Raw genomic sequence first — 23,238 nt, forward strand, 5'->3', positions numbered from 1 at the left:
CGGGCTACGGGTGCAGGGCCGCGATCGCGTCGGCGATCGCCACCATGTCCTGCATGAAGTCGGACGTTCCGCAGGCCACGCGGCCACCGGAGGAGACGACAGGGTCGAGCATGTCGCTGGTTGTCATCGCGAAGCTCATACCTGAGCCGTCCACGACGATCAGCGCCTCGAGACCGTTCGCGTCCAGGATCGTCTCGGCCGTGTAGTAGGTGCCGGTCATGCCGTCGGGCAGCGGCTGTGCCGTCCAGTCCCCGACGCGGCCGGGGGCGTCGTCGAGTCCGAAGTCGGTGACAGGGGACCCGGGGGTTCCGCTGGTCTCCGGGGTCGTCTGGGGGCTGGGCGGGGAAGCGGTGGGTGTGTGGGAGATCACCTGGGGTGTGGCGAGGAGCCGGGGGAGGAGGAACGCCCCGGCACCGACGAGTGCCACCACCAGGAACGCGGCCAGCACGATCCATCCGGTGTTGTTGCGACGGGGAGGCGGTGGGGGTGGGTATCCCTGCCATCCCTGGGGCGGCTGCTGCCATTGCTGGTTCGTCATGCCGGTCCCTTCGTGCGTCGAGGCAAGCCTACGAGGGGAGGGGGTCGGAGCTACTACGCGCAGGGGCGATGGCCTCCGAACCGTCTACTCTCGACCGGTGTCCAAGCGCCCAGCCCAGACCCAAGACAATGCCGCCCAACCTCGCACGCCCATCGACCGCGGGCACACCTACCCGACCCCGCTGTGGCTCGACCTCATCCGCTGGCTCTGCCACGGCCTGCTCTTCAGCGCCCTCGCCAACGCCGCCACCCTGCTCATCAGCGTCGTCGTGGGTATCGCCCTCATCGAGACGGAGGCGTTCGACCTGCCGTGGCGGGTGCGTGACGGTATCGATGAGTTCTTTCGGGCATTCCTCGGGGTTTCCGCGCTCGGCGGCGGGTTCGGTCTCGCCATCGTCTACGCCGTGGTCCGCGACATCCACGCCGCGCTGCTGCGCTGGCACCTCGGCCGGTTCACCGAGGAGAAGGCCAACCGTGCCCTCGTGCCGGTCGGCTGGCAGCGGGACTCCTACGTCACGAAGGAGGGCGACGGGTCCCTGCTCGGCCTGTTCCCAGGCCTGACGATCCTGGGATTCACGATCCTCGTCCTGGGGCCGATCGTGGGGATCACCGCCATCGTCGGGGCCTTTGACGGCGAGTCGTACGCTGGCCCGTCGGCGATAGCGGCCGTCGTGCTCATCATCGTCCCGCTCGTGGGGGCGGCCCTCCTGCGTAAGGTGCCTGAGTCGCGTGCTGCAAAGTTCTGGGGAACCGATAAGGCGGGCACCTTCGTGCCGGCCAACAAGAAGGGCGTCGCGTCGCCGGCCGTCGCGCGGCTCGCCGTCCTGAGCATCAAGGTCGACCGGATCACCACAGCCCTGGCTGTCACGGCGGTGAGCACCTTCGGCCTGACGATGGTGGCCACCATGATCGTGCAGCCCTGCCGCTACTGCGACCGGCGCGACCTCAACCGACTCGGCGAGAGCGTCGTCGCGTTCGTGGCCGGTTCGGCGGGCGTGATCCTCGCCGTGACGCTGATCCCGTGTGTCGTGATGCTGTTCGTCCACGCAATCCTGCGCTACCGGCTGCGCACGACGCTCCTCGCCGAAGCCGCGGACGACAACGCCACCGTGCCGCCATGGGCCCTGCTCCACCATGTGCTGCTGCAGCAGGCCCCGTTGTTCTCCTTCTTTCTGCTCTTCCACATGCTCGGAAGCGTGATCGTCGAGATCGCCTGGACCGGGCTCATCCTCGAGGATCCGATCCTGGTCGTCGAGGAGGAGACGTGGTTCCTGGTCCTGCGGATCGGCATCGCACTGCTCGCCTGCGGTGCGTTCGCCTGGTGGTACGGCCGGGGCAACGCGGCCCGCCAGAAGGAGGAGCTGATGGAGCGCTGGGCCGGGACGCGCCCCCAGCGCTAGGCGCCGATCCGGGCGGTGAAGCTGTGACGCCCGCTCGCCACCGTGGACTCCGAACCGTCCGGCAACACCACGGTGCAGGCGGTCGACACCGGCACCTCGACGTCGAGCGAGAAGATCCCGTCCCCGTCGATCCGCCACGACGACGACGCCCGCCCGTACGGCGTCTCCACCACACCCTCCGCCGACGTCAGACCGCCGCCGACAAGGGGCGCGACCCGGAAGGTCCGGTAGCCGCCCGACGTCGGCTCGATGCCTGCGACGCGTGTGTACAACCACTCCCCGACGGCGCCGGCCGCGTAGTGGTTGAAGGAGACCATGCCGCCCGAGTCATCCTTCCCGGAACCCAGGTCGTCGGTGTTGACGGTGCCGTCGGGCCGCAGTGCGTCCCAGCGCTCCCAGATGGTGGTGCCTCCGGCCTCGATCATGTACAGCCAGGACGGTGGGCCGGTCTGCAGCAGCAGATCGAACGCGGCGTCGACGTGACCGTTGTCGGAGAGCGCGAACAGGATGTGGGGGTGCCGGGGAAGCCGGTGCGGAGGTGCCCGCCAGCCTCGTCGATCAGCCGGAGCAGGTTGGCTGCCATGGTCGTCGTCTCCCGGCCTGTCGTCATGTCGAACCGCAGCGGCAGCACGTAGGCCGTCTGGAACTCCTTCGCCAGCGTGCCGGCGCCGTCGGTGAAGACGTTGCGGAACGCCGAGACGATCCGGCCGCGCAACGCCCGGTAGCGGGCCGCCTCCTCGGGTTCGCCGAGCAGGTCGGCGATGTCGGCGACGATCCGGCACGAGTTGGCGAAGTAGGCCGTGCCGATCCAGCGACCCTTCGCGATCCACTCACGGGCCGAGCCGTCGGGGGAGGTCCAGTCGCCGAAGTGGAAGGGGAACCGCCAGATCAGTCGCCGGTCTCCCAGCGACGCCAAGCGTGACCACCACGCCGCCGCGTCGAGGAACCGCTTCATCGTCGGGTACGTGCGCCGCAGCAGGCCGAGGTCGCCGCGCGCGAGGTACTCAGCCCACGGCGCGAGCACGCACACGTCACCCCACACGGAGGTGGCCATGACAGGGAACGGGTTGCCCGAGCGCGGCACCACCATCGGGATCCCGCCACCCTTGCCCTGCTCCGCGCCGACGTCCCGCAGCCACTTCCCGACGAAGCGGCCCATGTCGAAGTTGTAGCTGGCCGTGGGGGCAAAGACGGCGTAGTCGCCCGTCCAACCCTCGCGCTCGTCCCGCTGCGGGCAGTCGGTGGGGATGTCGACGAAGTTGGAGCGGCCGCCCCACTCGATGGCGGACTGCAGCCGGTTCAGCCGCTCATCGGAGCAGGTGAAAGTGCCGGTCCGTCGGAGCTCGCTGTGCAGGACGAGACCCGTCAGTTCGAGCGCATCGGGTTCTATGCCCGTGACGCCGACGTACCGGAAGCCCATGTACGTCTGCCGCGGCGAGTAGGTCTGGTCGCCGTCGACGCAGGTGTAGGTGGCGGTCGCCTTCGCGGTGCGGAGCGACTTCACGAACAGTTCGCCGCCGACGAGGACCTCTGCGTGCCGGAACACCACGGTCTGACCGCTCCGGCCGCGGAGCCGGGCGTGCACGACGCCGGCGAAGTTCTGGCCGAAGTCGTAGATCAGCTCGCCGGTGGGAGTCACGCTGTGTGGGACCGGCGTCAGCCGCTGCTGCACCCGCGCCGGTGGGCCGTACTGGGCCAGGATCCGCGGCACGTGGCGTGGAGTCGTGACATCCGCAGGGCGCCAGGTCATCTCGTCAGCCGTGATCCGTGCGTCGACGGTCTCGCCGTCGTACCACTCGGCCATCTGCACCGGTCCGTCGAGCGAGACCTCCCAGCCGGGCCCGGTGGCGACGACGTCGCGGCCGCCGTCGACGTATTCGACATGCACCTCAAGCAGCAGTGCCTGACGGTCGGCGTAGAGCTTGTTCTTGCGGTTATACGTGTAGGAACCGACGGCCCAGCCGCCGGCGACCGTTGCCACCAGCACGTTGTCGTCGATGAGCCGGTCCGTCACGTCGTAGGTCTGGTACTGCAGCTGGTGGTGGTACGACGTGAAGCCCGGCGCGAAGTAGTCGTCGCCGACCTTGGCGCCGTTGAGCTCCAGCTCGTAGACGCCCAGCGCCGTGGCCTCGATCCAGGCGCGGGCGATCGGACGGCCCGCCGTGAAGCGGGTGCGGAACACCATCGGCACCGGTGACTGCTTCGTCGGGGTCTCGTAGGAGGCGTCGGTGATCCACAGGGCCGCCCAGGGTGCGCCGAGGCGACCGGTCCGGAAGCTGGTCTCCGCGGTGGCGGTGGTGCCGCTGGTGCCGGTGGCCTCGACGACGACCGTGTAGTCGGTGTGCGGTGCGAGGGTGCCGTCGTAGCGGATGCCGACCTGGTCGGTGGTGTCGTGAGTCCAGTCGCCGACGCGGATCCGCGCAGCAGCGAGAGCCTCGCCCTCGATGTCTGAGGCGAGGGAGAAGGCGAACGTCGGTGGCTCGTCGGTGATGCAGCCGTCCTCGAGACCGTCGACGGTGAGCCGGGTGATCCTCATCGGGAGACCTTCCTTGCGCGGGTGAGTAGACGGCTGACGCCGCGGACAGGGTGGCCTGCGGCGAGATCGGAGAGGCCGGCGGCGACGCGATGCGGGAGCACCCCGCCGGACGACATGACCATCACCCGCAACGACATCGACGGCATCATCCGCCAGACGAAGTGGGCGGACTTCACCCGGGCGTCCCGTTCGGGGCCCTCGGGGAGGGCGAGCGCCGTGTCCAGGTCTCGACGGACGCGTCCGACCACCGCGCGGTACATGATTCCGCCGAGGAGCGTCGCGCGGGAGTCGACCAGACGGGTCTGCATCGCCAGGTGACGGGTGGACGGCGCCGCAGGGATCGGTGCGCCGACGAGCGCGGCGAACTCGGCGGGGACGCTCTGGGGCGGTGTCGCGTAGGCGCGGTCGACGGACGCCGGGTAGGGGGAGCGCGACTCGACGCCGTCCGTCACGGTGAGCGGTGCGGCGAGACGGATGTCGGTGGCTGAGGCGGCGACCTGGACTTCGTAGTCTCCGTTCTCCACCACCCAGCCGTGTCGAGCGACGTCCCAGTACGCCAGGTCCGTGAGCGGGAACGTCAATTCGACCCGCTCCGCGGCCCCCGCGGCGACGGCGACCTTCGTGAAGGCCCGCAGCTCCTTGTCAGCCTTGAATACGGCGCCGGCGTTGTTGCGCACGTAGAGCTGCACGACTTCGGCACCGTCGCGTGGACCGGTGTTGGCGATCGTGACCGTCACATGGACCCGGCCTTCGCGGACCTCAACCGCCAGGTCGCGGTAAGCGAAGGTCGTGTAGGACAGGCCGTGGCCGAAGGGCCAGGCCAGATCCGTTCCGGCCATGTCATGGAAACGGTAGCCGACGTAGATCGACTCGTAGTAACGGGCCACGGCCGACCGGTTCCAGTCGGCGGCGCAGCCCGCGTCGTCGGCGGTGCGGGGCCAGCTCTCGGTGAGCCGACCCGAAGGGTTCGCCTCCCCGAACAGCAGGCGGGCGGCGGCCTCGCCTCCGTTCTGGCCCGGCAGTGACAGCAGCAGCACCGCCGCCGCTTCGTCGGCCCGGGGGATGGAGACGGGTGCGCCCGCCGACACGACCAGCACCAATCTGGCGCCACCGTCGAGCAGGCGCCCGAGCAGCCTGCGCTGCCCGGCGGCCAGCGACAGGTCCGGCCGGTCGAATCCCTCGCTCTCCTCCAGATCACCGAGGCCACAGAAGAACAGAACCGTGCCCGCCCCGGCTGCCGCGGCGACCGCCTCGGCTTCGAGCGTGTCGTCCGGCTCCGCGTTCAGAGACCGGTAGCCAGGCGCGAACCGGTACTCGACGCCGCGGCGGTCGAAGGCCTGCCGTGGCGTGATGATCTCCGGCGGCCGGATGAGCGAGGAGCCCGCCCCCTGGAAACGCATCTTCTCGAAATGCTCGCCGATCACGACGAGACCTGCGGCACCAGAGGAGAGCGGCAGGACGCCGTCGTTGTTCAGCAGCACCGCGCCCTCGACGGCGACCCGCTCTGCGAGGGCGGCGTGCGCGGCCAGGTCGACGTCGCCACCTTGCCCGGCGGTGCAGCGGTCGGCGAGGGTGAGGACGCGGGCCACAGCGCGGTCGAGCAGTGTGTGCGGGAGCCGTCCGTCGCGCACAGCGGCGACGATCTCAGCCCGGTTGTGCTCGACGCCGCCCGGCATGTCGAGTTCACAGCCGGCGGCGATCCCGGCGACGCGGTCGTTCGTGGCTCCCCAGTCGGTCACGACGACACCGTCGAACCCCCATTCGTCGCGCAGGATCCCTGTCAGCAGGTCGCCGTGCTCCGAGCAGAACGTGCCGTTGAGCCGGTTATAGGCGCACATGACGCTGGCAGGCTCAGCCTCGGTCACGACGCGCTCGAAGGCGCGCAGGTAGATCTCCCGTAGCGCGCGCTCGTCGACGATGCTGTCGCCGACGAACCGGAAGTCCTCGTTTGAGTTGGCGGCGAAGTGCTTGACGCAGGCCGCCACGCCCTCGCTCTGGACACCGGCGACGAAAGCGGCCCCGAACACCCCGCTGACAAGGGGATCCTCCGAGTAGTACTCGAAGTTGCGGCCACACAGGGGGCTGCGCACGATGTTGACGCCCGGCGCGAGCAGCACGTCGACCCCCAGGGCCGCGGCCTCCCGGCCGATGGCGGCGCCCACTTCCCGTGCCAGGTCCGGGTTCCAGGTCTTCGCCAGGGTGCCGGAGGTGGGAAACGCCGTCGACGGCTCGGCCTCGGCGAGGCCGAATGCACCGGCGTCGCGCTTGACCCTGCGGACGCCGTGTGGGCCGTCGGTCAGCGTCAGGCGCCGCACACCGAGGCGGGGCACCGCGTTGGTGTGCCAGGAATCGACCCCCTCGAGCAGCAGCGCCTTCTCCTCCAGGGTCAGCGGCGCCAGAGACATCAACGGACCCCGCGGATCAGCAGCGTGACGGCGCCCGTGCCGAGGGCGATGACGGCGCCGGCCAGGAACAGCGCGGTGTAGTTCCCTCCGGTCGGGTCGTTCAACGCCAGCAGACCTGCGCCGAGCATGGGGGCGATCGCGCCCGACAGGGTCGCGGCGAGGTTGTAGGTGGCCATCCAGCGTCCGGCCTTGTCCCGCTCGGGAACCAGGTCGCTGGCCATCGCGACATCGGTCGAGCCGAACATCCCCGCGGCGCCGAGCACGAACATGACGGCGGCGAAGAACAGGCCGAAGCCGTCGGTAAACGCCATCAGGGTGAGCCCCACGGCCGTCAGCACCGACGACGTGACGACGAACAGCTTCCTGCGACGCATCCGGTCCGACAGGATGCCGGACGTGACGGCGAACCCCATCGTCACGAGGATGCCGATGCCGCCCACCAGGGCCAGGCGCTGGCCCGCCTCCTCGGCGGTGAACCCGAGCCGGTCGGCCAGGAAGTAGAGCTGGTAGGTAGTGAGGAAGGCCAGCGACGTCTGCATGAGGAGCTTGCCCAGCCAGACCAGCGAGAAGTCGCGGTGCTTGCGGGGGTCGAAGACGAGCATGCGGAAGGTCTCTCCCACCGACACCTTCTCGACCGGCGCCGTCGAATCCGGGAAGACGAGCGAGTAGACCAGCGCGAACACGGCCAGGACCGCGATGGGTAGGACGAACAGCAGGATCAGGCTGCCGGTCAGCAGGCCTCCGATCGTGTAGCCGAGCACGCCTGCCAGCTGCGTGGCCACGCCGACGATGGCCCCGACGGTGCCGCGCTGGGCCTCCGGAACTCGCTCGGCGACCACCGGCGTGATCGCGGCGCCCACGCCGCCCCCGCCGGCGCACACGACCATCCAGCCGAGCAACAACACCGGGACCGATGCGGCCGAGGCGACGATCAGGGAGCCCGCGAGCACCACGAGGATGCCGCCCAGCAGCCAGGGCCTGCGCCGTCCCCACCGGGAGCGCGTCTGATCGCTGAGGACCCCCGCGAGCGGACCGGTGAGGATCGAGACGATCGCGCCCACGGTCGCGACCATGCCGAGCACCGACGCCTTCGAGTCCGGGGCCAGCAACTGCACCTTGTACGGGAGGCTGAAGAGGGCCGGCATCATCACCGTCAGATAGAGGCCGAAGTTCATGAGACCGAACAGGGTGAGGAAAAGTCCCCCGACCTTCTGAGGAGCGGCCGCCTCTGGGGCGTCGCCGTCTACGGCGATGGTGGGTTCGTCGGTGGGTGACATGGGGACTCCGTCGTCTCGCAGTATTCGCACTAGCGCGTGCTACCTCCGGATGTTAGCCCGGCTCACTAGCACGCGCAAGCATATGGGATAGCGGGTGTCTGTCAGGTGGTCTCGCGCACGACGAGCTGCGCCTGCGCCGTTGGGCGGACCTCCGGGATCGGGAGGCCCTCGGCCGCCGTCAGGGCCATCTCGGCGAAGTAGCGGCCCAAGCCCGCGATGTCGATGCGGACGGTGCTGAGCGCTGGGACGAGGAGCCCGGCGATCGGGGTGTCGTCATGGCCGACGATGGCCAGCGCGCCCGGCACGTCGATCCCGGCTCGCAGCGCGGCGCCGAGAAGGCGGGCGGCGACGTCGTCGTTATAGGCGACGATCCCGTCCGCTCCTGCCGCGAACACCTCTGCCAGACGCTCGGTGTCGGTGTCGGTGTCCACGTCGACCGTGGCGACCAACTCGACGCCGTGGGTGCGGTCGATCTCAGCGCGGGCGGCCCGCAGCCGTACCGCGCGCAGTTCGGCGAGACGCGGGTCCGCGGGGCCGCATAGGCCAGCCGGGTCCGGCCGCGTTCGGCGAGGTGTCGGACCTGCACGACGGGGCCGTCGCTGAGTTCGTCGAACGCGAAGCCGTCCTCGCGGGAGGTGTCCGGGACGATGTGCTCGACGCCGGCGGAGCGGAAGGCGGCGATCTGTTCGCGCGTGAACGGCGTCAGCCCCATGACGACGTCCGGGTTGAGGGTCTCCCACAGCGGCTGCGCCCTGCCGCCGGCGTGTGGGGAGACGGTGACCAGCGAGTAGCCGGCCTCGTCGAGGGCGTGGGCTGCCTCGTCCAGATTGGTGCGGAGGTTGTGGTCGAGGGGCCAATCGGGCAGGACGAGCAGGACGATCCGCGTGCGACCGCTGGCCAGGGCGCGGGCCGCTGAGTTGGCGCGGTAGCCGAGCCGGGCGGCCTCAGCGATGACGCGCTCGCGGGTGGCGTCGGAGATCTTCTGGCCGGGGGTGTCGTTGAGCACGAAGCCGACGGTGGCGCGCGAGAGCCCGAGCGAGCGAGCGACGTCGGCAGCGGTCACCCGCTTCGGCGGTGTGGTGGTCATGGGGTCTCCCGGAACTGTCACGCGCTAGTCGCCCCAACCTAGCACCGGCGGGGTCGTGGCCTCCCGTCGTGGATGTGCGTGCTGCGCTGGAAGAATAGGGCTGTCCCGGGGCGCCGTCCCGAGCGGAGCGAACGGAGAACCCCATGGGCCAGATCGTCGGCGGATACGCCGCCTTCGGAGGACTGATCGACGCCCGGCCCGTGGTCGAGGCACTCGCGGCGTCGCCGCTGGTCGACGGGCTGGAGACCCCGTTCCGCGGCGGAGTCATCGAGGTCCCTGCCGGCGCTCCCGACACGTGGCGCTACGTCGTCACCCTGATTCCCGAGACGATGCAGCGGGTCGGCACCGACCCGACCTTCGGCCTCGCCTCGCCCGACGCCGCCGGTCGCGCCGGCGCCCTCGACTACCTGCGGACGGTGCACGCGGCGGTCCGGTCCGCGGAGGTCGACGTCCTCGCCGTCGAGCTGCACAGCGCACCGACCCGCACCGCGGACGCCGCCGCGTTCGCCGATTCGCTGGCCGAGCTCGCGGGCTGGGGTTGGGGGAGACGCAGGTCGTCGTCGAGCACTGCGACGCGTGGTCCGACGCGCACGCCGTCGAGAAGGGATTCCTCACGCTGGCCGAGGAGCTGGACGCAGCCGCCGGGGCCGGGCTCGGCGTGTCGATCAACTGGGCGCGCTCCGTCATCGAGACCCGTGACGCCGACACCGGCCTGGCTCACGTCCGTGAGGCCGCGGGCCGCGGGCTGCTGCGGGGGCTGATGTTCTCGTCGGTGTCGCCGGTCGTCAACGAGGTCAGCGCCGGGTGGATCGACGCGCACCTCGCGCCCAGCGGCCACTCGGCCGGCCCCGAGGGGTCGCTGTTGACGCCGGAGATCATGGCCGACTGCCTCGCGGCTGCCGATGACGTGTGGCGGGGCTTCAAGATCTCGCTGCCCTCCCGCCTCGGAGCGGAGGCCAGGGCGGAGGCGCTGCTGGAGATGCTGGCGATGGTGGACGCCGCGACCAGCTGAGGGGCACGGGAGCCCGCTACAGGAGGCCTGTCTCCCGGGCGACGTGGATGGCCCGCGACCTGCTGTCCACGTCCAGCTTGGTGAAGATGTGTGACACGTGGCTCTTCACCGTCGCCTCCGTCACGAACAGGACCCGGGCGATCTCCTTGTTGCCCGCCCCCGTCGCGATCAGCCGCAGCACCTCCAGCTCGCGGGCCGTCAGGCGCGGCAGCGGGCTGCGCATCCCCTTGAGGACGCGGGTGGTCAGCTCCGGCGTGAGGACCATGTCACCGGTCGCCGCGCGCCGGATGCCGTCGATGATCGCCTCCGGGGAGACGTCCTTCAGGACGTAGCCGGCGGCCCCGGCCCCGATGGCGCCGAGGATCTCGGCGTCGCGGTCGAATGTCGTGAGGATCAGCACGGCCGGCGCCGGCGTCAGCGCCCGGAGTGCGGCGGTGGTCTCGATGCCGTCGATGCCCGCCCCGAGGCGGAGGTCGCACAGCACCACGTCGGGGCGCAGGTGCCCGGCCAGGACGATGGCCTCCTCGCCGGTGGACGCCTCGCCGACGACGCTCAGGTCGTCGGCTTCGAGGACGGCGCGCAGGCCGCTGCGCACGACGGGATGGTCGTCGACGAGCAGGACGGTGATGGTCATGGCGTCTCCTGTGCTGCTCGGCGGGTGGGGGCGGGTGCGATGGGAAGGTGAGCCGACAGGGCTGTCCCCTCGCCGGGCGCGCTCTCGATGTCGAGGCCGCCGCCGAGTTCGCGCAGGCGGGTGCGCATGAACCGCAGCCCGTAGCCGGACGTGGTGGAGCGGCCCTGGTCGCCGCTCTCCCAGGCGGCGACGTCGAAGCCGACGCCGTCGTCGATGAGGTCGAGCCGGACGGTGGCGTCGTCGTCGATCAGGCTCAGCACGACGCGGGTGGCCTGTGCGTGGAGGCGCACGTTGGCCAGCGCAGACTGGGCGGTGCGCAGCAGCGCGACCTCGACCGCGGTGGGCAGCCGTGGCAGGGATTCGTCGACGTGGAGCTCGGTCGCCAGGCCGGAATCCTCGGCGGCTCGGTCGAGCACTCTCCGCAGGGCGGCGGCCAGCGCCGCGGCCTCCAGCTCTGCCGGCGCGAGGGCGGCGATGATTCTGCGCACGTCGGTGAGGCTGTCGCCGGCGAGCGATTCCACCCGGGTCAAGGTGTCGGTCGCCTCCGGGTCCTGGCTGCGGGCCGCGCCCGCGTGGGCCAGCAGCCGGATCGACGACAGTCCCTGCGCGACGGTGTCGTGGATGTCGCGGGAGATGCGGGTGCGTTCGGCGACCGCCCCGGAGTGCCGCTGGGCCAGCAGGAGTTCGTCCTGCAGTGCCGACATCTCCTGCTGCGCCAACCGGAGCGAGGCGACGAGGCGTTCACGCTCCGCCGCGTCGTGGAGGAGCTGCAGGTAACCCCGCGAGATGGCGAACGCGAACACGCCCCCGATGGCCGGGCCGAACACGTTGGCGTAGCTCGTGCCACCGTGCTGCAGGATCGGGGCGACGATCACCACCGCCAGCACGAGGGCCGAGAACGTCAGCCCCCACACCGTCGGCAGCAGGTGACCGGCCAGCAGCCACAGCAGGAAGGCCACCCAGACGAACTCCGAGGAGACGGCGACGGCGGCGATCCAGATCACCGCGAAACCAATCAGCCACCAGACCGCCGCGCGGCGGGACGGCGTGCGCGCCGGGAGAATCGCGCCGGCCGTGTGCCAGGCCAGGATCGCCAGCCCCGCCGCGATCGCGGCCGGGGCGGGGGTGCCGACCCCGACAGCCCGGATGACTCCGATCGTGGTGAGGAGCGCGGCGATGACGTGCTGGCCGACCTCCATCGCCCGGGCCGTCCGGGCGGCCGAAGCCGAGCCCGCGAGCTCAGGCTGCGACAGCGGGGTGTTCACCGCGTTCATGGGCCAACTCTTCCTGCGCCGCCTTCGGCTTTCCCGGCCACCAGATGCGGTCGCCGACCAGCGTGAAGATCGCGGGGACGATGACGGTGCGCACCACGAGCGTATCGACGATCACGCCGACGCCGACGATGAGCCCGAGTTGTCCGAGCGTGACCAGCGGCAGCACGCCGAGGGCCGCGAACACGGCAGCCAGCACGATGCCGGCGCTGGTGATGACGCTGCCCGTGTGGGCGACCGCCTCGACCATGCCGGCCCGTGTGCCCCGGACGGCGGCCTCGGAGCGCGCCCGGTGGACGAGGAAGATCGTGTAGTCGATGCCGAGCGCGACGAGGAACAGGAACGACAGCAGCGGAACCTGCAGGTCGAGGGCCTGCTGATCGAAGAGCACGCGGCTGAGCCAGGCGCCTGCGCCGATGGCCCCGAGCGCGCTGGCCAGGTTCACCAGGAGCAGCAGCACGGGGGCCACGATCGAGCGCAGCAGCAGCACGAGGACGACGAACGCGACCAGCAGCACCAGCGGGGCCACGACCAGCAGGTCGCGCTCATTGCCGTCGCGGGCGTCGAGGTCGGTGGCGACCGCGCCGCCCACCAGGGCGTCCGCATCCGGCACCGCGTGGACGACGTCACGCAGCTGCGTGATCTGGGCAAGGCTCTCTTCCGAGCTCGGCGCGTACTCGCTGGTGACCATGATCTTCGTCAGCGAGCCGTCGTCGGTCGTGCCGATCGGGTGGGCGCGGACGACGCCGTCGAGATCCTTGACGGCGGTGACGACGGCCTCGGCCTCCTCGGCGTTCGCGATGACGTAGACGGGCTGCGCCTCACCGGGCGGGAAATGCTCGGACAGCACCACGAGGCCGGCGGCCGACTCGGACTGCACGCGGAACTTCTCGATCTGGTCGAGCCCGACCGACATGCCGAACAGTCCGGCGGACATGACGGCGAGTAGCGCCAGGCCGGCGAGCAGGCTCGGGCAGGCTGGCGCACCACAGTGGAGGCGATCCGACGCCAGACGCCGCCCTGCCGCGCGGTTTCACCCGGACGCGGGACGAACGGCCAGAACACCTTCCGGCCGCACACGGCCAGAAGCGGGGGCAGCAGGAAGAGGACGGCGGCCAGGGCGATCAGCAGGCCGATGGCGGACGAAACACCGAGGCCGTTGGTGCCGGGGATGACGGCGAGCACGAGGGTCAGGAGGGCGAGCACCACGGTGACGTTGGACGCCAGGATCGCGGGGACCGTCGCCCGCCACGCCGTCGCCAGCGCGGCGCGGTGGTCGTCGGTGGTCTGGAGTTCCTCGCGGTAGCGGGAGATGAGGAGCAGCGCGTAGTTCGTGCCTGCGCCGAAGACCAGCACGCTGATGATGCCGGCATCGAACTGCAGATCCCACTGGGCGCCGGCGGCGGCCGTGAGGCGGCCCGCGAGCCCGTCGGCGAGGCCGACGGCGGTGAGCGGGATCAGCCAAAGGACGGGGGAACGGTAGGTGACGATCAGCAGGACGGCGACGATGAGGATGGTGACGAGCAGCAGCGTGAAGTCGGCGCCCTCGAAGGAGGCCGCCACGTCGGCGCCGAACGCCGGGCCGCCGGTGACGTGCAGGGCGATGCCGTCCGGGGTGTTGTCGGCCAGGGCCGCCCGCATCGCCTTGATCACCTGCGCGGTGTCGGAGTTCGTCTCGCCCACGGTGATGGGCGCGACCAGGAGGGCCGCCTGCCCGTCGTCGCTGACCATCGGCCCCGTCGAATCCGCGTCGGACAAGCCGTCGAGCACGGGCAGCAGGCCCTTGAGCTCGTCGAGGTCCGCATCGCTGAACGCGGCGCCGTCCTCGCGGGAGGCGACGACGAGCACCGACTGTTCCTCGGCGTTCGGGAACTTCTGCATCAGCTCGCTGACACGGCTGGATTCGGAGCCGGCCGGGGCCTGGTCGTTCAGGGCCGGCGCCTTCGCGGAGCCGAACACCCCGAAGAGGACGACCATGATGGTCAGGACGAGCCCGAGGGAGATCCAGGCACCTCTGCGGGAGGTGAGCCGTTCGGGGAGTGGGGTGCGGAGCCGATTTTCTGCCATGACATCACCTCACCAGTCGGGGCGGGGGCGGGGCATCGCGGAGGAAGGTGAACCTGGCGTCATCCTTTTGGATGAGGGCAGGCTGATCCGCCGTCCGGAAGCTGGTCCCGGCGAGCGCCCAATCCAAGGCTACTAAGCACTCAGCCTTGGACAAGGCCCGGACGGCGATCGCTCAGGCCTGCGCCGGCTCCTGCTCCGGCCGCGTGGGGTGAACACCGACGAGAGCACCAACACAGCTCCCACAAGGCCCGTCAGCACCAGCGCCGGGGTCGCCGCGTTCCACCAGCCCGCGTCCTGGAACAGCAGGGCGCGCGATCCTTCGGCCAGGAAGCGGAGCGGGTTCCAGGGGTAGACGAGGTCCTGCCAGAAGGCGGGCAGGAACTCGAACGGCATGTTCGCTGTGCCGAGCCCCAGCAGGAGGATGCCCACCGGAACGACCATGCCACCCATGCCCAGCCAGTTGACCGAGCCGATCACCACCGTCATGAGTGCAAAGGCGGCGATGGCGAGGAAGGTCACGGCGCCGGCGACGTGGAAGGTGAGGTCAGGGGCGAAGAGGGTCAGCACCCAGGTGGCGGTGGCCCCCGTGACGATCGCCGCGCAGACGGCGATGCCGAGCTGCAGCAGGGCGCGCCGGACCCGGTGCGCGGGCTGGCTGGCTGCGGTGGTGACGGCACCGTCGAGCGGGAGCGCGCCCCTGACGGTGATGCCGCCCGCGTAGGCGACGATGTAGACGAGGATCATGAACACCATCGGCAGGATCGTGGCCGTCAGCCCGATGGCTTCGGGGATCTCGTGATAGGCCTCGGTCACGATCTCGACGGGCAGCCCGGCGGGGGCTAGCCCGCCCAGCGACGCCGACAGCTGCGCCGTCACCATGGGGTGCTTGCCCTCGTTGACGATCAGCGTCAGTGGGGCGGCCGCGCCCGCTCCCTGCTGGGCCATGACCTGCGACTCACTGAAGTCGGCCGGCACGACCAGCGCCGCGTAGACGTCGTTGTCCGCGAGCGCCTCATCCAGAGCGGCCTGCGAGTCGAGCTGTTGCCACGCGACCAGACCGTCCATGTCGTTCGTGCTGACCGCTTCGGCGACCTGCTTGCCCGCCTCGACGGTGACCTGTGGCGTCGTGAAGCCCTGGTCGAGGTTGACGACGGCGAGGGGGAGGTCGCGCGGTTCCATCGCGGCCATAGGTGCCACCAGGAGCGCGCCGGCGGCCAGCGCGCCGACGATCACGAGGATGGGGCGAAGCCAGGCGGGTACTGCGGCGCCTGTCGGGGGTGGGGCATGCGAACTCCTTAAGATACGGTGCGTGTCTACGTTGTGGTACTGTAGGCTCCGCTGGGAAGAAACGCAACGTATCTAACGTGGAGGTGTTGACAGCATGACGACCGAGTCGACGGGGCGCCTGGTGCGCCGTTACGGGGCGGAGCTCGACGACGCGATCAGGGAGGCCGTCCGCGCGGAGCTGGAGGAACGCGGCTACGCCGACGTGACCTTCGAAGGGGTCGCGAGACGGGCCAGGACCTCGAAGCCGGTGCTGTATCGACGCTACGACTCGCGTGCCCTCATGGTTCTCGACGCCTGGCTCGCGCAGGTGCCGTCCGATCCCTCCGCTCCCGGCACCGGGAGCCTCCGCGGAGACCTCCGGGCTCTCGGCGGGATCGCCCTACAGCGGTTCGAGCGGATCGGCGTCGCGACGCTGCGCGGACTGCTCGCCGAGGTGAGCCCCGAACAGCTCCCGAGGTTGTCGGCTGCGACCACGTCGTGGGCGCACCAGGCTCTGGACGCGATCTTCGCGGCCGCCCGGAAGCGGGGTGAGCTGGGTCAGCAGGACCTGGCGCCGGACGTCGCCAGGCTGCCCATCGTGATCCTGCGCAACGAGCTCATCTTCGGAACCCATCCCTCAGGCATCACCCAGGAGCGTCTGGACGAGCTCATCGACGTGATCTGCCTGCCGCTGCTGACCGGCTCTCCCGCACGCAGCTGAGGAGCCGTCCCACGGGCGGCGCCGTCATCCACATCGTCACCAATTGGAGGTACATATGAAGATCGTCGTCATGGGAGCCAACGGCAACGTCGGGTCGCACGTCGTGGGCTAGGCGCTGGAGGCCGGGCACTCGGTGGTCGCCTACGTGCGACGGCCTGAGGCGGTCCAGTCGGCCGCTGGGCTGACCGTCGCGAAGGGGATGCGGCCGACATTCTCGCGCTGGCGGCCGCCGCGCGTGGGGCCGACGCCCTCGTCGTCTCCATCACGGGGTCCATGCGCGAAGATTCGTTCATGCGACGCTCACTCCCGCCGATCCTGGAGGCTGCGGAGCGGGCCGGTGTCGGGCGGGTGGTCCTGGTGTCGGTGTTCGGCGCGGGCCCCAGCCTGAAAAAGGCCTCGTGGTTCGCGAAGTTGGTCTACCGCTCCATGCTGGGCCGGTTCCTTGCTGACAAGGACGCGGGCGACCGGCTGCTCACGGAGTCGGGGCTCGACTACACGATCGTCTACCCCGTCAACCTCAAGAGCGCGCCCAGGCAGGCCTCGACGGGTGTCAAGCTGCTCGACGATGTGGGCCGGGTCCCCGGGCTGCCGACGCTGCCCTTCGCGAACGCGGGCGAGGCGATCGCGCGGATCGCGGCTGATCCTTCATTCGCGGGCAAGCGCGTCGTGGTGACGACGGCGACGGGGTGGACCCCGGCGACCTGAGGGCGCTGAGGACTGCTGCCTATCCGGCGCCTGGGCAGGCCTCGCGCCGGGGACGACCTGGGTGACCCCTTGCCCAAAGTTGACGAACGCCTGCGCCGAGGCTGTCCCGGCGTGAGAATTGGCTCCTCGCGATTGAGGGGGTGGCGGCAGTGACGGCGGTGACCATTAGTTATTTGCTCGCGGAGACCATCATCAGGTTGGAGGCCCGGTCCGTCTCCGTGACCGATCCGTTCCGCGGTGGAGGGACGACTACACGGGTCGAGGATCTGAGGATCGAACGGGCCACGGTCGCCGATGCGAACGACCGTGTCACCGTCGAACTGTTCCGGGGCGACCGGGAAGTAACCGCAAGCCTCACTCCTGACGGTCGGCTGGCGTCGCTCGAGTACAACTCGGCGGCAGTCGGGAACCGGGTGGTGACTGGTGTTGCGAAGCTCATCGCCTTCGTCGGCTCGTTGGCATTGTCCGCGGCGGGAGGCACGTCCATCATCTCATCGCTGCACGAACGGCGAGTGGGACGGGTACCCGCCGGCCAGGAGGACACCCGGGAGACGGCCGAAGAAGCCTGGAAGCGAGAGCACCTGCCCGAGGATGAACTGCACGCCAGCTACCTCGCCCTGCACGCAGACGCGTCGAAGCAACTCGCAGAGCTACGCCGTGGGATGGTGGAGTCGACGGACCTGGCGGACCTTCGCGTGCTCAGGACCCGCGCTGCGACCGTCGAGCAGGTCGTCAAGCAGGCGGCAGATGAGATCTCCCGACTGGTCCAGTTCAAAGGCGTGTGGCGTGAGTCGAAGCGGACCTGTGTCACAACGGAGCTACGGACCCTCGTACGCTTCGCCGACATCCCACGGCGGCAGGCCGCAGACCTCACCCCGCCAGACACGACCAGCCTGTCGGGTCGAGCCGAAGAGCTGTGGCGCGACTACGGCATCCTCCTCGAGGTTCGCTCCTCGCGATGGCAGACGGCGACCCCGACGCTGCGCGATGCGAAGGCGTCGGACCCCGGTTCCAACGCCAAGGGGACCCTCGTCGTCTGGCGCGTCCCGCGCGAAGTCGAACTCTGGACATGGAAGCGTGGGGACTCGGGTGGCGGGCCAGAACTCCTCAGCCGCGAGGTGATCTGGGTCTGCGACGAGGATTCCCCGCGCAGTCAGCTGCGACTCACCACCGCCATCTTCGGCAACCACGGGGGACGTCTGGAGTTCAACGACGACGGCCAGCCCGGGGTGCTCACCCAGTCGCATGAGTCAGCCGCCGGGGCTTTCGTCGACGCCCTGGGCGGAGCCTCCGAGGCGGCCGTCGGAGCCGTGGGGAAGGCCAAGGAGGCCGTCGAGGCGCTCAACGCGCTCAGGGACAGTGGCGCAGAACGTGCCAGGGCGGCTGCGGCCCGTGACCTCGAGATCGCTAAGAACCGGGTCGAACTGGCAGGGGTGAATGCCACCGCGGACGACTACGCGGAGTTGCAGAGGTTGAAGCAGGCGGTGGAGCTGCAGACGGCCCGCGGCGAGCTCGAGCCCGCCTCTCCTGATCCGTTGGCCGGGATGAAGCGCGAGTTGGAGCGGCTCAAGATGGAGAACGCCATCACCGCCGAGAGACGGGCTGCTCAGGACCCGGGCTCGCCTGAGCAGCCTGGACAGGTCGTGAAGCTGGAACTCGACCTGCGGCTTGCCAACGCTGATGTGGTCAAGTCCAGTGGAGTGGTGTAGCGGTTCCTTCGTCTAGGCGGTGAGGGGCGAGGGGTTCGGCGGCCGTCCAGACGCCTTGGTCTGGCGGCGTACGTACTCATCCTCAGAGGGGCGACCCGGTAGCTACGGCCAGTCAGGGTCCCGAGGGTAGCTCGCGTCGATCGCGTCGTTGACGCGACTCCACCTGCATGGCGTTCCTGAGAACCCCCCACACGCCGATCCCTGTGGCTCGGCGTTGAACTGAGCTTACGTTTGTGGTCGATCTTGGCAAGGATTTTCGTCTGGAGTCTTGGTCCAAATAAACGGGTGTTCCAGCCGTTGATGAATCCGCGGATCTTGCCGATCAGCTCGCGGACTGAGTCGAAGGTGCCACGTCGGATGGATTGGCGTTCGATGATGCCGAACCACACTTCGACCAGGTTCAACCATAATCCCGAGGTCGGGGTGAAATGGACCCGGACACGCGGGTTGGCGGGGAGCCAGTCACGGATCTCGACTCGCGGGGTGCGGGTTCAGTGCCTGGATCTGGGACTTCTCATCGACGCACAACACGACCGCGTTCTCCGGCGGGGCCAGGTACAGCCCAAAGACATCGATGACCTCCTCGATCTGGGCGGCCAGCGTCGCTCGCTGCTGCCTGGTGGTGCGCAGCGATACGGCCAGGTTGGGGCAGGACCTGCTCGGCGGCTGGCCGTGTCCCTATCAGCGGTCAGCTGGCGCTACCAGGCCCGGTGACAACACCCCCCGGATCATCAACGACAGGGGCAGTAAGTCATGCCGGGCCCGGCGACCGTAACCCCAATCTAGGGGCCTCGACCAAGGTAACGGGGTGGTTGCGAGCCGATCGGCTCGCAACCACCCCCGCACGGGTGATCTCAGGCGTTTGCGGTGCGCCAGGCCTCCAGGAAGCGGAGGAACCCAGTGGCGCCCGGGTCCTGCAGGCCGATGCTGCGCTCCTGCAACCACGACGCGCGGCCGCGCCGGGACTGCAGTCCCGTCGAGCTCTCGACGCCGGCTGCGGCAGCGGCGATGGCTGCCTCGAGGGGGTTGTCGTCGGCACTGGTGAACGCGTCCGCGGCGGGGACCATCGCGTCGAGGATCGTCTTGTCGCCGACCTGGGACTTTCCTCGAGCCCCGATGGAGTCCGCGGCAGCCTTGACGAAGGGGCCGACGTGCTCCATGCCAACGCTCTCGACGTCACGGAGGGTCTTGGACCCGGCGAGCAGGCCACCGGCCACGAGCGCGGCCATGGTGGAGGGGTTGGCGTTGGCGAATGCCTTCGCACAGGCAAGCACCACCTCGCTGGGGGTTGCCGTCTCGGGCAGCTCGGCCAGCGCCTTGTCGACGGCTGCCGAGCCGGACGATGCCGTGATGCCCAGGTCGCCGTCACCGATGGCCTGATCGAGGTCGCCCAACTCGTCGGCGCACTTCACGAACTCGTGGAGACAAGCGCGGATGGCCTGGCTGAGGTTTGCGCCGCTGTTCGACATCTCAGGCCTCCTGGAAGAACGGGGAGCGGGCGGGGGCGTTGAGCAGTGCAAGGCGCTCGTCGTTCAGCTTCAGCAGCGAGATCGATGCGCCGGCCATCTCGAGGCTCGTCGCGTACTCACCGATGTACCGCTTGCTGATCGTGATCCCCTTCGCCGAGAGCATCTGGTGGACCTTCCGGTAGAGGACGTAGAGCTCCTCGAGGGGGGTGGCACCAAGGCCGTTCACCAGCACGGCGACGTCGTCACCCTCGGTGAGGCTGAGGTCGGTGGCCAGCGGCTCAAGGATGTGCTCGACGATGGCGTCAGCAGACTCGAGCTCGCCGCGGTGAATGCCCGGTTCGCCATGGATGCCGATGCCGATCTCCATCTCGTTCTCGGCCAGCTCGAAGCTCGGCTTGCCCGTGGTGGGGAGGATGGTGGGCGTCAGGCCGACGCCCATCGTTGCGGTGTTCTCGATGATGTCCTCGGCGACGGCGGCAACCTGCTCCAGGTCGTCGCCCCGCTCTGCGGCTGCACCGGCGGCCTTGAAGGCGAACAGGATCCCGGCGACCCCGCGGCGGTCGGTGGCCCGTTCACGAGGCTGGCTGGCGACGTCGTCTCGACCGAGGACGGTCCTGGTCTCGATGTCGTCCAGCTCGGCGAGGTCTGCGGCGAGGTCGAAGTTGAACACGTCGCCCCCGTAGTTCCCGTAGAGGTACAGCACGCCGGCGCCACCGCTGACGGCCCTGGTCGCCTCGTGGATCTGCGCGGAAGACGGGGAGGAGAAGACGTTGCCGATGGCGACGCCGTCGCACAGGCCCGCGCCGACGTATCCCTTGAACAGCGGGAGGTGGCCGGAGCCGCCACCGGTGACGATGCCCACCTTGCCGCTGACGGGCGCATCCGCGCGCACCAGGATGCGCTTGTCCTCGCCGGGCGTCTTCACGAGTTCCGGATGGGCCAGCAGGATGCCCTCGACGAACTCGTCGACGAAATCCGCCGGATCGTTGATGATCTTCTTCATTTCTTTCTCCAATGTGAGGGTCTAGTTGCTGGCTGCGACGGCGCGTGTGGCCGGTTTGGCTCTGAGGCCGCGCCAGTTGATGGCATCGATGACCATGACGGCGACCAGGATCACGCCCTGCGCGATCGCGTACTGGTAGGAGGACAGGCGCAGCGCCGTGAAGCCGCTGGAGACGACCTGCAGCGTGATGGTGGCCAGCACCACACCTGCCACGGACGCGAACCCGCCGTTGGGGTTGGTTCCGCCAAGGACGGCGATGACGATGACGAGAAGGACGTAGGACGCCCCATAGTCAGCGGAGGCCGTCGGGTTCCTCGCCAGGAAGAGGAACCCGGCGAGGCCGCCGAGTGCACCACCGACGGCGTAGCTACCGATGAGAACCGCCTTGCTCCGGATTCCGGAGAATCGTGCGGCGACCGGGTTGGCTCCCTGCAACTCGATCTTGCGGCCGAGAGTCGTGGAGTTGACCAGGAAAGCGATCACGACTGCGGCCACGAGGAACACGAGGAACAGCAGCGGGACGGGTCCGACGGCCATCTTCCCGAAGGTGGTGAAGGTGGCAGGCGCGCCGTAGAGGGTGCTGCCACCTGTCCAGACGATCGCGATGCCGTTGAGCACCTGCATCGTTCCGAGGGTCGCGAGGATGGGTGTGATTCCGACGATGCCGATCAGGACGCCGTTGAGCAACCCACACCCGACGCCGACCAGGATGCCGACCACGAGAACCGGGATGGCCATGGCCTCGTTGAAGCCCTCGGCGCGCCCGACCAGCGCCGTGAACATCGTGGACATCGTGATGGCGGACAGGTTGGCGATTGACACGAGGGACAGGTCGATCCCGCCGGTGAGCATGGCCAGCATCATGGCGATGGCGATCACCCCGATCTCGGGGGAGGCCACCATGATGTTCTGCAGGTTCAGCGGCCCCAGGAAGACCTTCGGGTTGAGGAACGCGAAGACCGAGAAGGCGACGACGAGGACGAGGACCATCCGCAGCACGCTCCGGTTGCCCTGTGCCCTTTCGATGAATCCACGGACGACCGAGTCGACGCGCTTGTTGGCATCTGTGAGGTTCGTCATTCTCAGGCCTCCTTTCCTTGGGTGGCAGTGGCGAGTTCGACAGCGTCCTCCACTGAGTGGACCCGCTGCGCCTTCTTGCGGGCCGAGATGGCCTGAATCCCGACGCCTACGATCAGCAGGATGCCCACCGCGGCGCGGAGCCAGGCACTGGGGACACCCACCAGCAACAGGCTGTTGTTGATCACCTGAATTAGGAGGACACCGAGGACGGTGCCGCCGACCGAACCCCGCCCACCGAAGATGGACGCACCGCCGAGGACGACCGCCGCGATGATGTCGAGTTCGCCGCCGACGAGATCCTGCGGGTTGGCAGCCCGGCTCATGGTGATGTGGGCAACACCAGCCATGGAGGCGATGACGCCGACCAGGACGTAGGTGAGGATCTGGGTGCGCACGACGCGGAAGCCGGCCCGGTGGGCGCCGACGTAGTCGTCGCCGATGGCGTAGAGGGACCGTCCGAACATCGTCCACTTGAGTACCGCCCACACGACCACCGTGGCGATGACCGCCAGCACGACGAGCGAATGGAGGTTGGCCCTTCCGGTGGACGTCGTGAGTTCGATGATGTTGACGGTGGAGAGCGCGGCCATGCTCGGTGGCAGGTCGGGGAAGTACTTGGCCCCGACGTAGGTGAGCATGAGGCCGAAGAACACCCCCTGCGTGCCCAGCGTGACGATGAGGGTTGGCAGCCGGAAGCGGGCGATGACGACACCGTTGACAAGGCCGAGGGTGGCTCCGATGGCGGCCGCGATGGCAAAGACGGCCACGATCGGAAGGTCGGTGCCGGTCTTGAGCAGGATCGTCACGGTCGTGTAGGCGGACGCGATGGCGACCACCGGGAACGACACGTCGATTCCGCCCGAGACGATGACCAGCAGGACGGCCAGCGCCAGGATCATGGGCACCGTCGCGCTCCGCAGGATGGCGAAGGCGGTGTTGGCCGTGAAGAACACCGGGTTCAGCAGCGACATCGCGATGACGATGGCGAGCAGGACGAGGAACAGCGTCCCCTCGTTGTTGCGTCCCTGCAGCTTGCGCAGGGTCTGTCCGAAGTTCATG

General features: G+C 69.4%; 17 protein-coding genes and 6 pseudogenes. 6 read left to right on the forward strand and 17 right to left on the reverse strand.

The window, feature by feature from the left end; genetic code table 11:
* Positions 1 to 4: 4 nt before the first annotated feature.
* Positions 5 to 538: a hypothetical protein gene (locus H9L22_RS14880; RefSeq protein WP_187720596.1), complete on the reverse strand. Its 534-nt coding sequence runs from the start codon at positions 536 to 538 to the stop codon at positions 5 to 7.
* Between the two features lie 97 nt (positions 539 to 635).
* Here H9L22_RS14880 and H9L22_RS14885 point away from each other — a divergent pair, with 97 nt between their 5' ends.
* Complete coding sequence (locus H9L22_RS14885) at positions 636 to 1,937, forward strand: hypothetical protein (protein ID WP_187720597.1); 1,302 nt, start codon at positions 636 to 638, stop codon at positions 1,935 to 1,937.
* Here the strand turns inward: H9L22_RS14885 and H9L22_RS20575 are convergent.
* The 5 genes and pseudogenes from H9L22_RS20575 to H9L22_RS19135 form a co-directional block, all read right to left on the reverse strand.
* A complete protein-coding gene (locus H9L22_RS20575) occupies positions 1,934 to 2,254 on the reverse strand; it encodes an alpha-L-rhamnosidase C-terminal domain-containing protein (protein WP_406707837.1) in 321 nt (106 codons plus the stop codon). The two genes, H9L22_RS14885 and H9L22_RS20575, sit on opposite strands and share 4 nt — an antisense overlap.
* Positions 2,255 to 4,473, reverse strand: a pseudogene (locus H9L22_RS19855) (family 78 glycoside hydrolase catalytic domain); the annotation flags it as partial.
* Positions 4,470 to 6,878 (reverse strand): glycoside hydrolase family 3 N-terminal domain-containing protein, encoded by a 2,409-nt coding sequence (locus H9L22_RS14895; protein ID WP_187720598.1) that lies wholly within the window; start codon positions 6,876 to 6,878, stop codon positions 4,470 to 4,472. The gene H9L22_RS14895 and the pseudogene H9L22_RS19855, both read right to left, overlap by 4 nt.
* Positions 6,878 to 8,155, reverse strand: a complete 1,278-nt coding sequence (locus H9L22_RS14900; protein ID WP_187720599.1) for an MFS transporter — start codon at positions 8,153 to 8,155, stop codon at positions 6,878 to 6,880. Before H9L22_RS14900 ends, H9L22_RS14895 begins: the two co-directional genes overlap by 1 nt.
* Before the next feature lie 101 nt (positions 8,156 to 8,256).
* Positions 8,257 to 8,688, reverse strand: a pseudogene (locus H9L22_RS19135) (substrate-binding domain-containing protein); the annotation flags it as partial.
* Between the two features lie 38 nt (positions 8,689 to 8,726).
* Here H9L22_RS19135 and H9L22_RS19140 point away from each other — a divergent pair.
* A complete protein-coding gene (locus H9L22_RS19140) occupies positions 8,727 to 9,071 on the forward strand; it encodes a hypothetical protein (RefSeq protein WP_226966378.1) in 345 nt (114 codons plus the stop codon).
* A gap of 12 nt (positions 9,072 to 9,083) precedes the next feature.
* Here the strand turns inward: H9L22_RS19140 and H9L22_RS20580 are convergent.
* Positions 9,084 to 9,242: pseudogene (locus H9L22_RS20580) on the reverse strand (LacI family DNA-binding transcriptional regulator); the annotation flags it as partial.
* A 143-nt stretch (positions 9,243 to 9,385) separates the two neighbouring features.
* Between H9L22_RS20580 and H9L22_RS14910 the strand changes: the two are divergent.
* Positions 9,386 to 10,254: pseudogene (locus tag H9L22_RS14910) on the forward strand (DUF4862 family protein).
* Between the two features lie 16 nt (positions 10,255 to 10,270).
* Here the strand turns inward: H9L22_RS14910 and H9L22_RS14920 are convergent.
* From H9L22_RS14920 to H9L22_RS14935, 5 genes are all read right to left on the reverse strand, one after another.
* Positions 10,271 to 10,888, reverse strand: a complete 618-nt coding sequence (locus tag H9L22_RS14920) for a response regulator (RefSeq protein WP_187720602.1) — start codon at positions 10,886 to 10,888, stop codon at positions 10,271 to 10,273.
* On the reverse strand, positions 10,885 to 12,162 hold the full coding sequence (locus H9L22_RS14925) for a sensor histidine kinase (RefSeq protein ID WP_187720603.1): 1,278 nt from the start codon (positions 12,160 to 12,162) through the stop codon (positions 10,885 to 10,887). The genes H9L22_RS14920 and H9L22_RS14925 overlap by 4 nt, the downstream gene beginning before the upstream one ends.
* Positions 12,128 to 12,961, reverse strand: coding sequence for an MMPL family transporter (locus H9L22_RS19150; RefSeq protein ID WP_226966335.1), 834 nt, complete (start codon positions 12,959 to 12,961; stop codon positions 12,128 to 12,130). The genes H9L22_RS14925 and H9L22_RS19150 overlap by 35 nt, the downstream gene beginning before the upstream one ends.
* Positions 12,859 to 14,226 carry an MMPL family transporter gene (locus tag H9L22_RS14930; protein ID WP_226965895.1) on the reverse strand — a complete coding sequence of 456 codons (1,368 nt, stop codon included), beginning with the start codon at positions 14,224 to 14,226 and terminating at the stop codon, positions 12,859 to 12,861. Before H9L22_RS14930 ends, H9L22_RS19150 begins: the two co-directional genes overlap by 103 nt.
* A gap of 132 nt (positions 14,227 to 14,358) precedes the next feature.
* Positions 14,359 to 15,459: a YhgE/Pip domain-containing protein gene (locus tag H9L22_RS14935; protein ID WP_187720604.1), complete on the reverse strand. Its 1,101-nt coding sequence runs from the start codon at positions 15,457 to 15,459 to the stop codon at positions 14,359 to 14,361.
* Between the two features lie 148 nt (positions 15,460 to 15,607).
* Here H9L22_RS14935 and H9L22_RS14940 point away from each other — a divergent pair, with 148 nt between their 5' ends.
* The 3 genes and pseudogenes from H9L22_RS14940 to H9L22_RS14950 all read left to right on the forward strand — a co-directional run bounded on the left by H9L22_RS14940 (position 15,608) and on the right by H9L22_RS14950 (position 18,627).
* Entirely contained in the window at positions 15,608 to 16,213 is a 606-nt protein-coding gene (locus tag H9L22_RS14940) for a TetR/AcrR family transcriptional regulator (RefSeq protein ID WP_187720605.1), read from the forward strand.
* Positions 16,214 to 16,417: 204 nt separating this feature from the next.
* A pseudogene (locus H9L22_RS14945) lies at positions 16,418 to 16,918 on the forward strand (NAD(P)H-binding protein); the annotation flags it as partial.
* A 149-nt stretch (positions 16,919 to 17,067) separates the two neighbouring features.
* Entirely contained in the window at positions 17,068 to 18,627 is a 1,560-nt protein-coding gene (locus H9L22_RS14950; RefSeq protein WP_187720606.1) for a hypothetical protein, read from the forward strand.
* A gap of 225 nt (positions 18,628 to 18,852) precedes the next feature.
* Here H9L22_RS14950 and H9L22_RS14955 read toward each other — a convergent pair.
* The 5 genes and pseudogenes from H9L22_RS14955 to H9L22_RS14975 form a co-directional block, all read right to left on the reverse strand.
* Positions 18,853 to 19,100, reverse strand: a pseudogene (locus H9L22_RS14955) (IS630 family transposase); the annotation flags it as partial.
* Positions 19,101 to 19,481: 381 nt separating this feature from the next.
* Positions 19,482 to 20,096 carry a DAK2 domain-containing protein gene (locus H9L22_RS14960; RefSeq protein WP_187720607.1) on the reverse strand — a complete coding sequence of 205 codons (615 nt, stop codon included), beginning with the start codon at positions 20,094 to 20,096 and terminating at the stop codon, positions 19,482 to 19,484.
* Position 20,097: 1 nt separating this feature from the next.
* Entirely contained in the window at positions 20,098 to 21,099 is a 1,002-nt protein-coding gene (locus H9L22_RS14965) for a dihydroxyacetone kinase subunit DhaK (protein ID WP_187720608.1), read from the reverse strand.
* A gap of 21 nt (positions 21,100 to 21,120) precedes the next feature.
* Positions 21,121 to 22,179, reverse strand: coding sequence for an ABC transporter permease (locus H9L22_RS14970; RefSeq protein ID WP_226965896.1), 1,059 nt, complete (start codon positions 22,177 to 22,179; stop codon positions 21,121 to 21,123).
* Positions 22,180 to 22,181: 2 nt separating this feature from the next.
* Complete coding sequence (locus tag H9L22_RS14975) at positions 22,182 to 23,237, reverse strand: ABC transporter permease (RefSeq protein ID WP_187720609.1); 1,056 nt, start codon at positions 23,235 to 23,237, stop codon at positions 22,182 to 22,184.
* Position 23,238 lies beyond the last annotated feature (1 nt).

Source organism: Tessaracoccus defluvii (assembly GCF_014489575.1).
GTDB lineage: Bacteria > Actinomycetota > Actinomycetes > Propionibacteriales > Propionibacteriaceae > Arachnia > Arachnia defluvii.

What these genes read in the sequence shown, in the direction of transcription:
- H9L22_RS14930 (WP_226965895.1), bottom strand. Translation starts at nt 14,226, where the DNA reads ATGGCAGAAAATCGGCTCCGCACCCCACTCCCCGAACGGCTCACCTCC.
- H9L22_RS14920 (WP_187720602.1), bottom strand. Translation starts at nt 10,888, where the DNA reads ATGACCATCACCGTCCTGCTCGTCGACGACCATCCCGTCGTGCGCAGC.
- H9L22_RS20575 (WP_406707837.1), bottom strand. Translation starts at nt 2,254, where the DNA reads ATGGTCTCCTTCAACCACTACGCGGCCGGCGCCGTCGGGGAGTGGTTG.
- H9L22_RS14925 (WP_187720603.1), bottom strand. Translation starts at nt 12,162, where the DNA reads ATGAACGCGGTGAACACCCCGCTGTCGCAGCCTGAGCTCGCGGGCTCG.
- H9L22_RS14940 (WP_187720605.1), top strand. Translation starts at nt 15,608, where the DNA reads ATGACGACCGAGTCGACGGGGCGCCTGGTGCGCCGTTACGGGGCGGAG.
- H9L22_RS14960 (WP_187720607.1), bottom strand. Translation starts at nt 20,096, where the DNA reads ATGTCGAACAGCGGCGCAAACCTCAGCCAGGCCATCCGCGCTTGTCTC.
- H9L22_RS14975 (WP_187720609.1), bottom strand. Translation starts at nt 23,237, where the DNA reads ATGAACTTCGGACAGACCCTGCGCAAGCTGCAGGGACGCAACAACGAG.
- H9L22_RS14895 (WP_187720598.1), bottom strand. Translation starts at nt 6,878, where the DNA reads ATGTCTCTGGCGCCGCTGACCCTGGAGGAGAAGGCGCTGCTGCTCGAG.
- H9L22_RS14965 (WP_187720608.1), bottom strand. Translation starts at nt 21,099, where the DNA reads ATGAAGAAGATCATCAACGATCCGGCGGATTTCGTCGACGAGTTCGTC.
- H9L22_RS14900 (WP_187720599.1), bottom strand. Translation starts at nt 8,155, where the DNA reads ATGTCACCCACCGACGAACCCACCATCGCCGTAGACGGCGACGCCCCA.
- H9L22_RS14880 (WP_187720596.1), bottom strand. Translation starts at nt 538, where the DNA reads ATGACGAACCAGCAATGGCAGCAGCCGCCCCAGGGATGGCAGGGATAC.
- H9L22_RS14970 (WP_226965896.1), bottom strand. Translation starts at nt 22,179, where the DNA reads ATGACGAACCTCACAGATGCCAACAAGCGCGTCGACTCGGTCGTCCGT.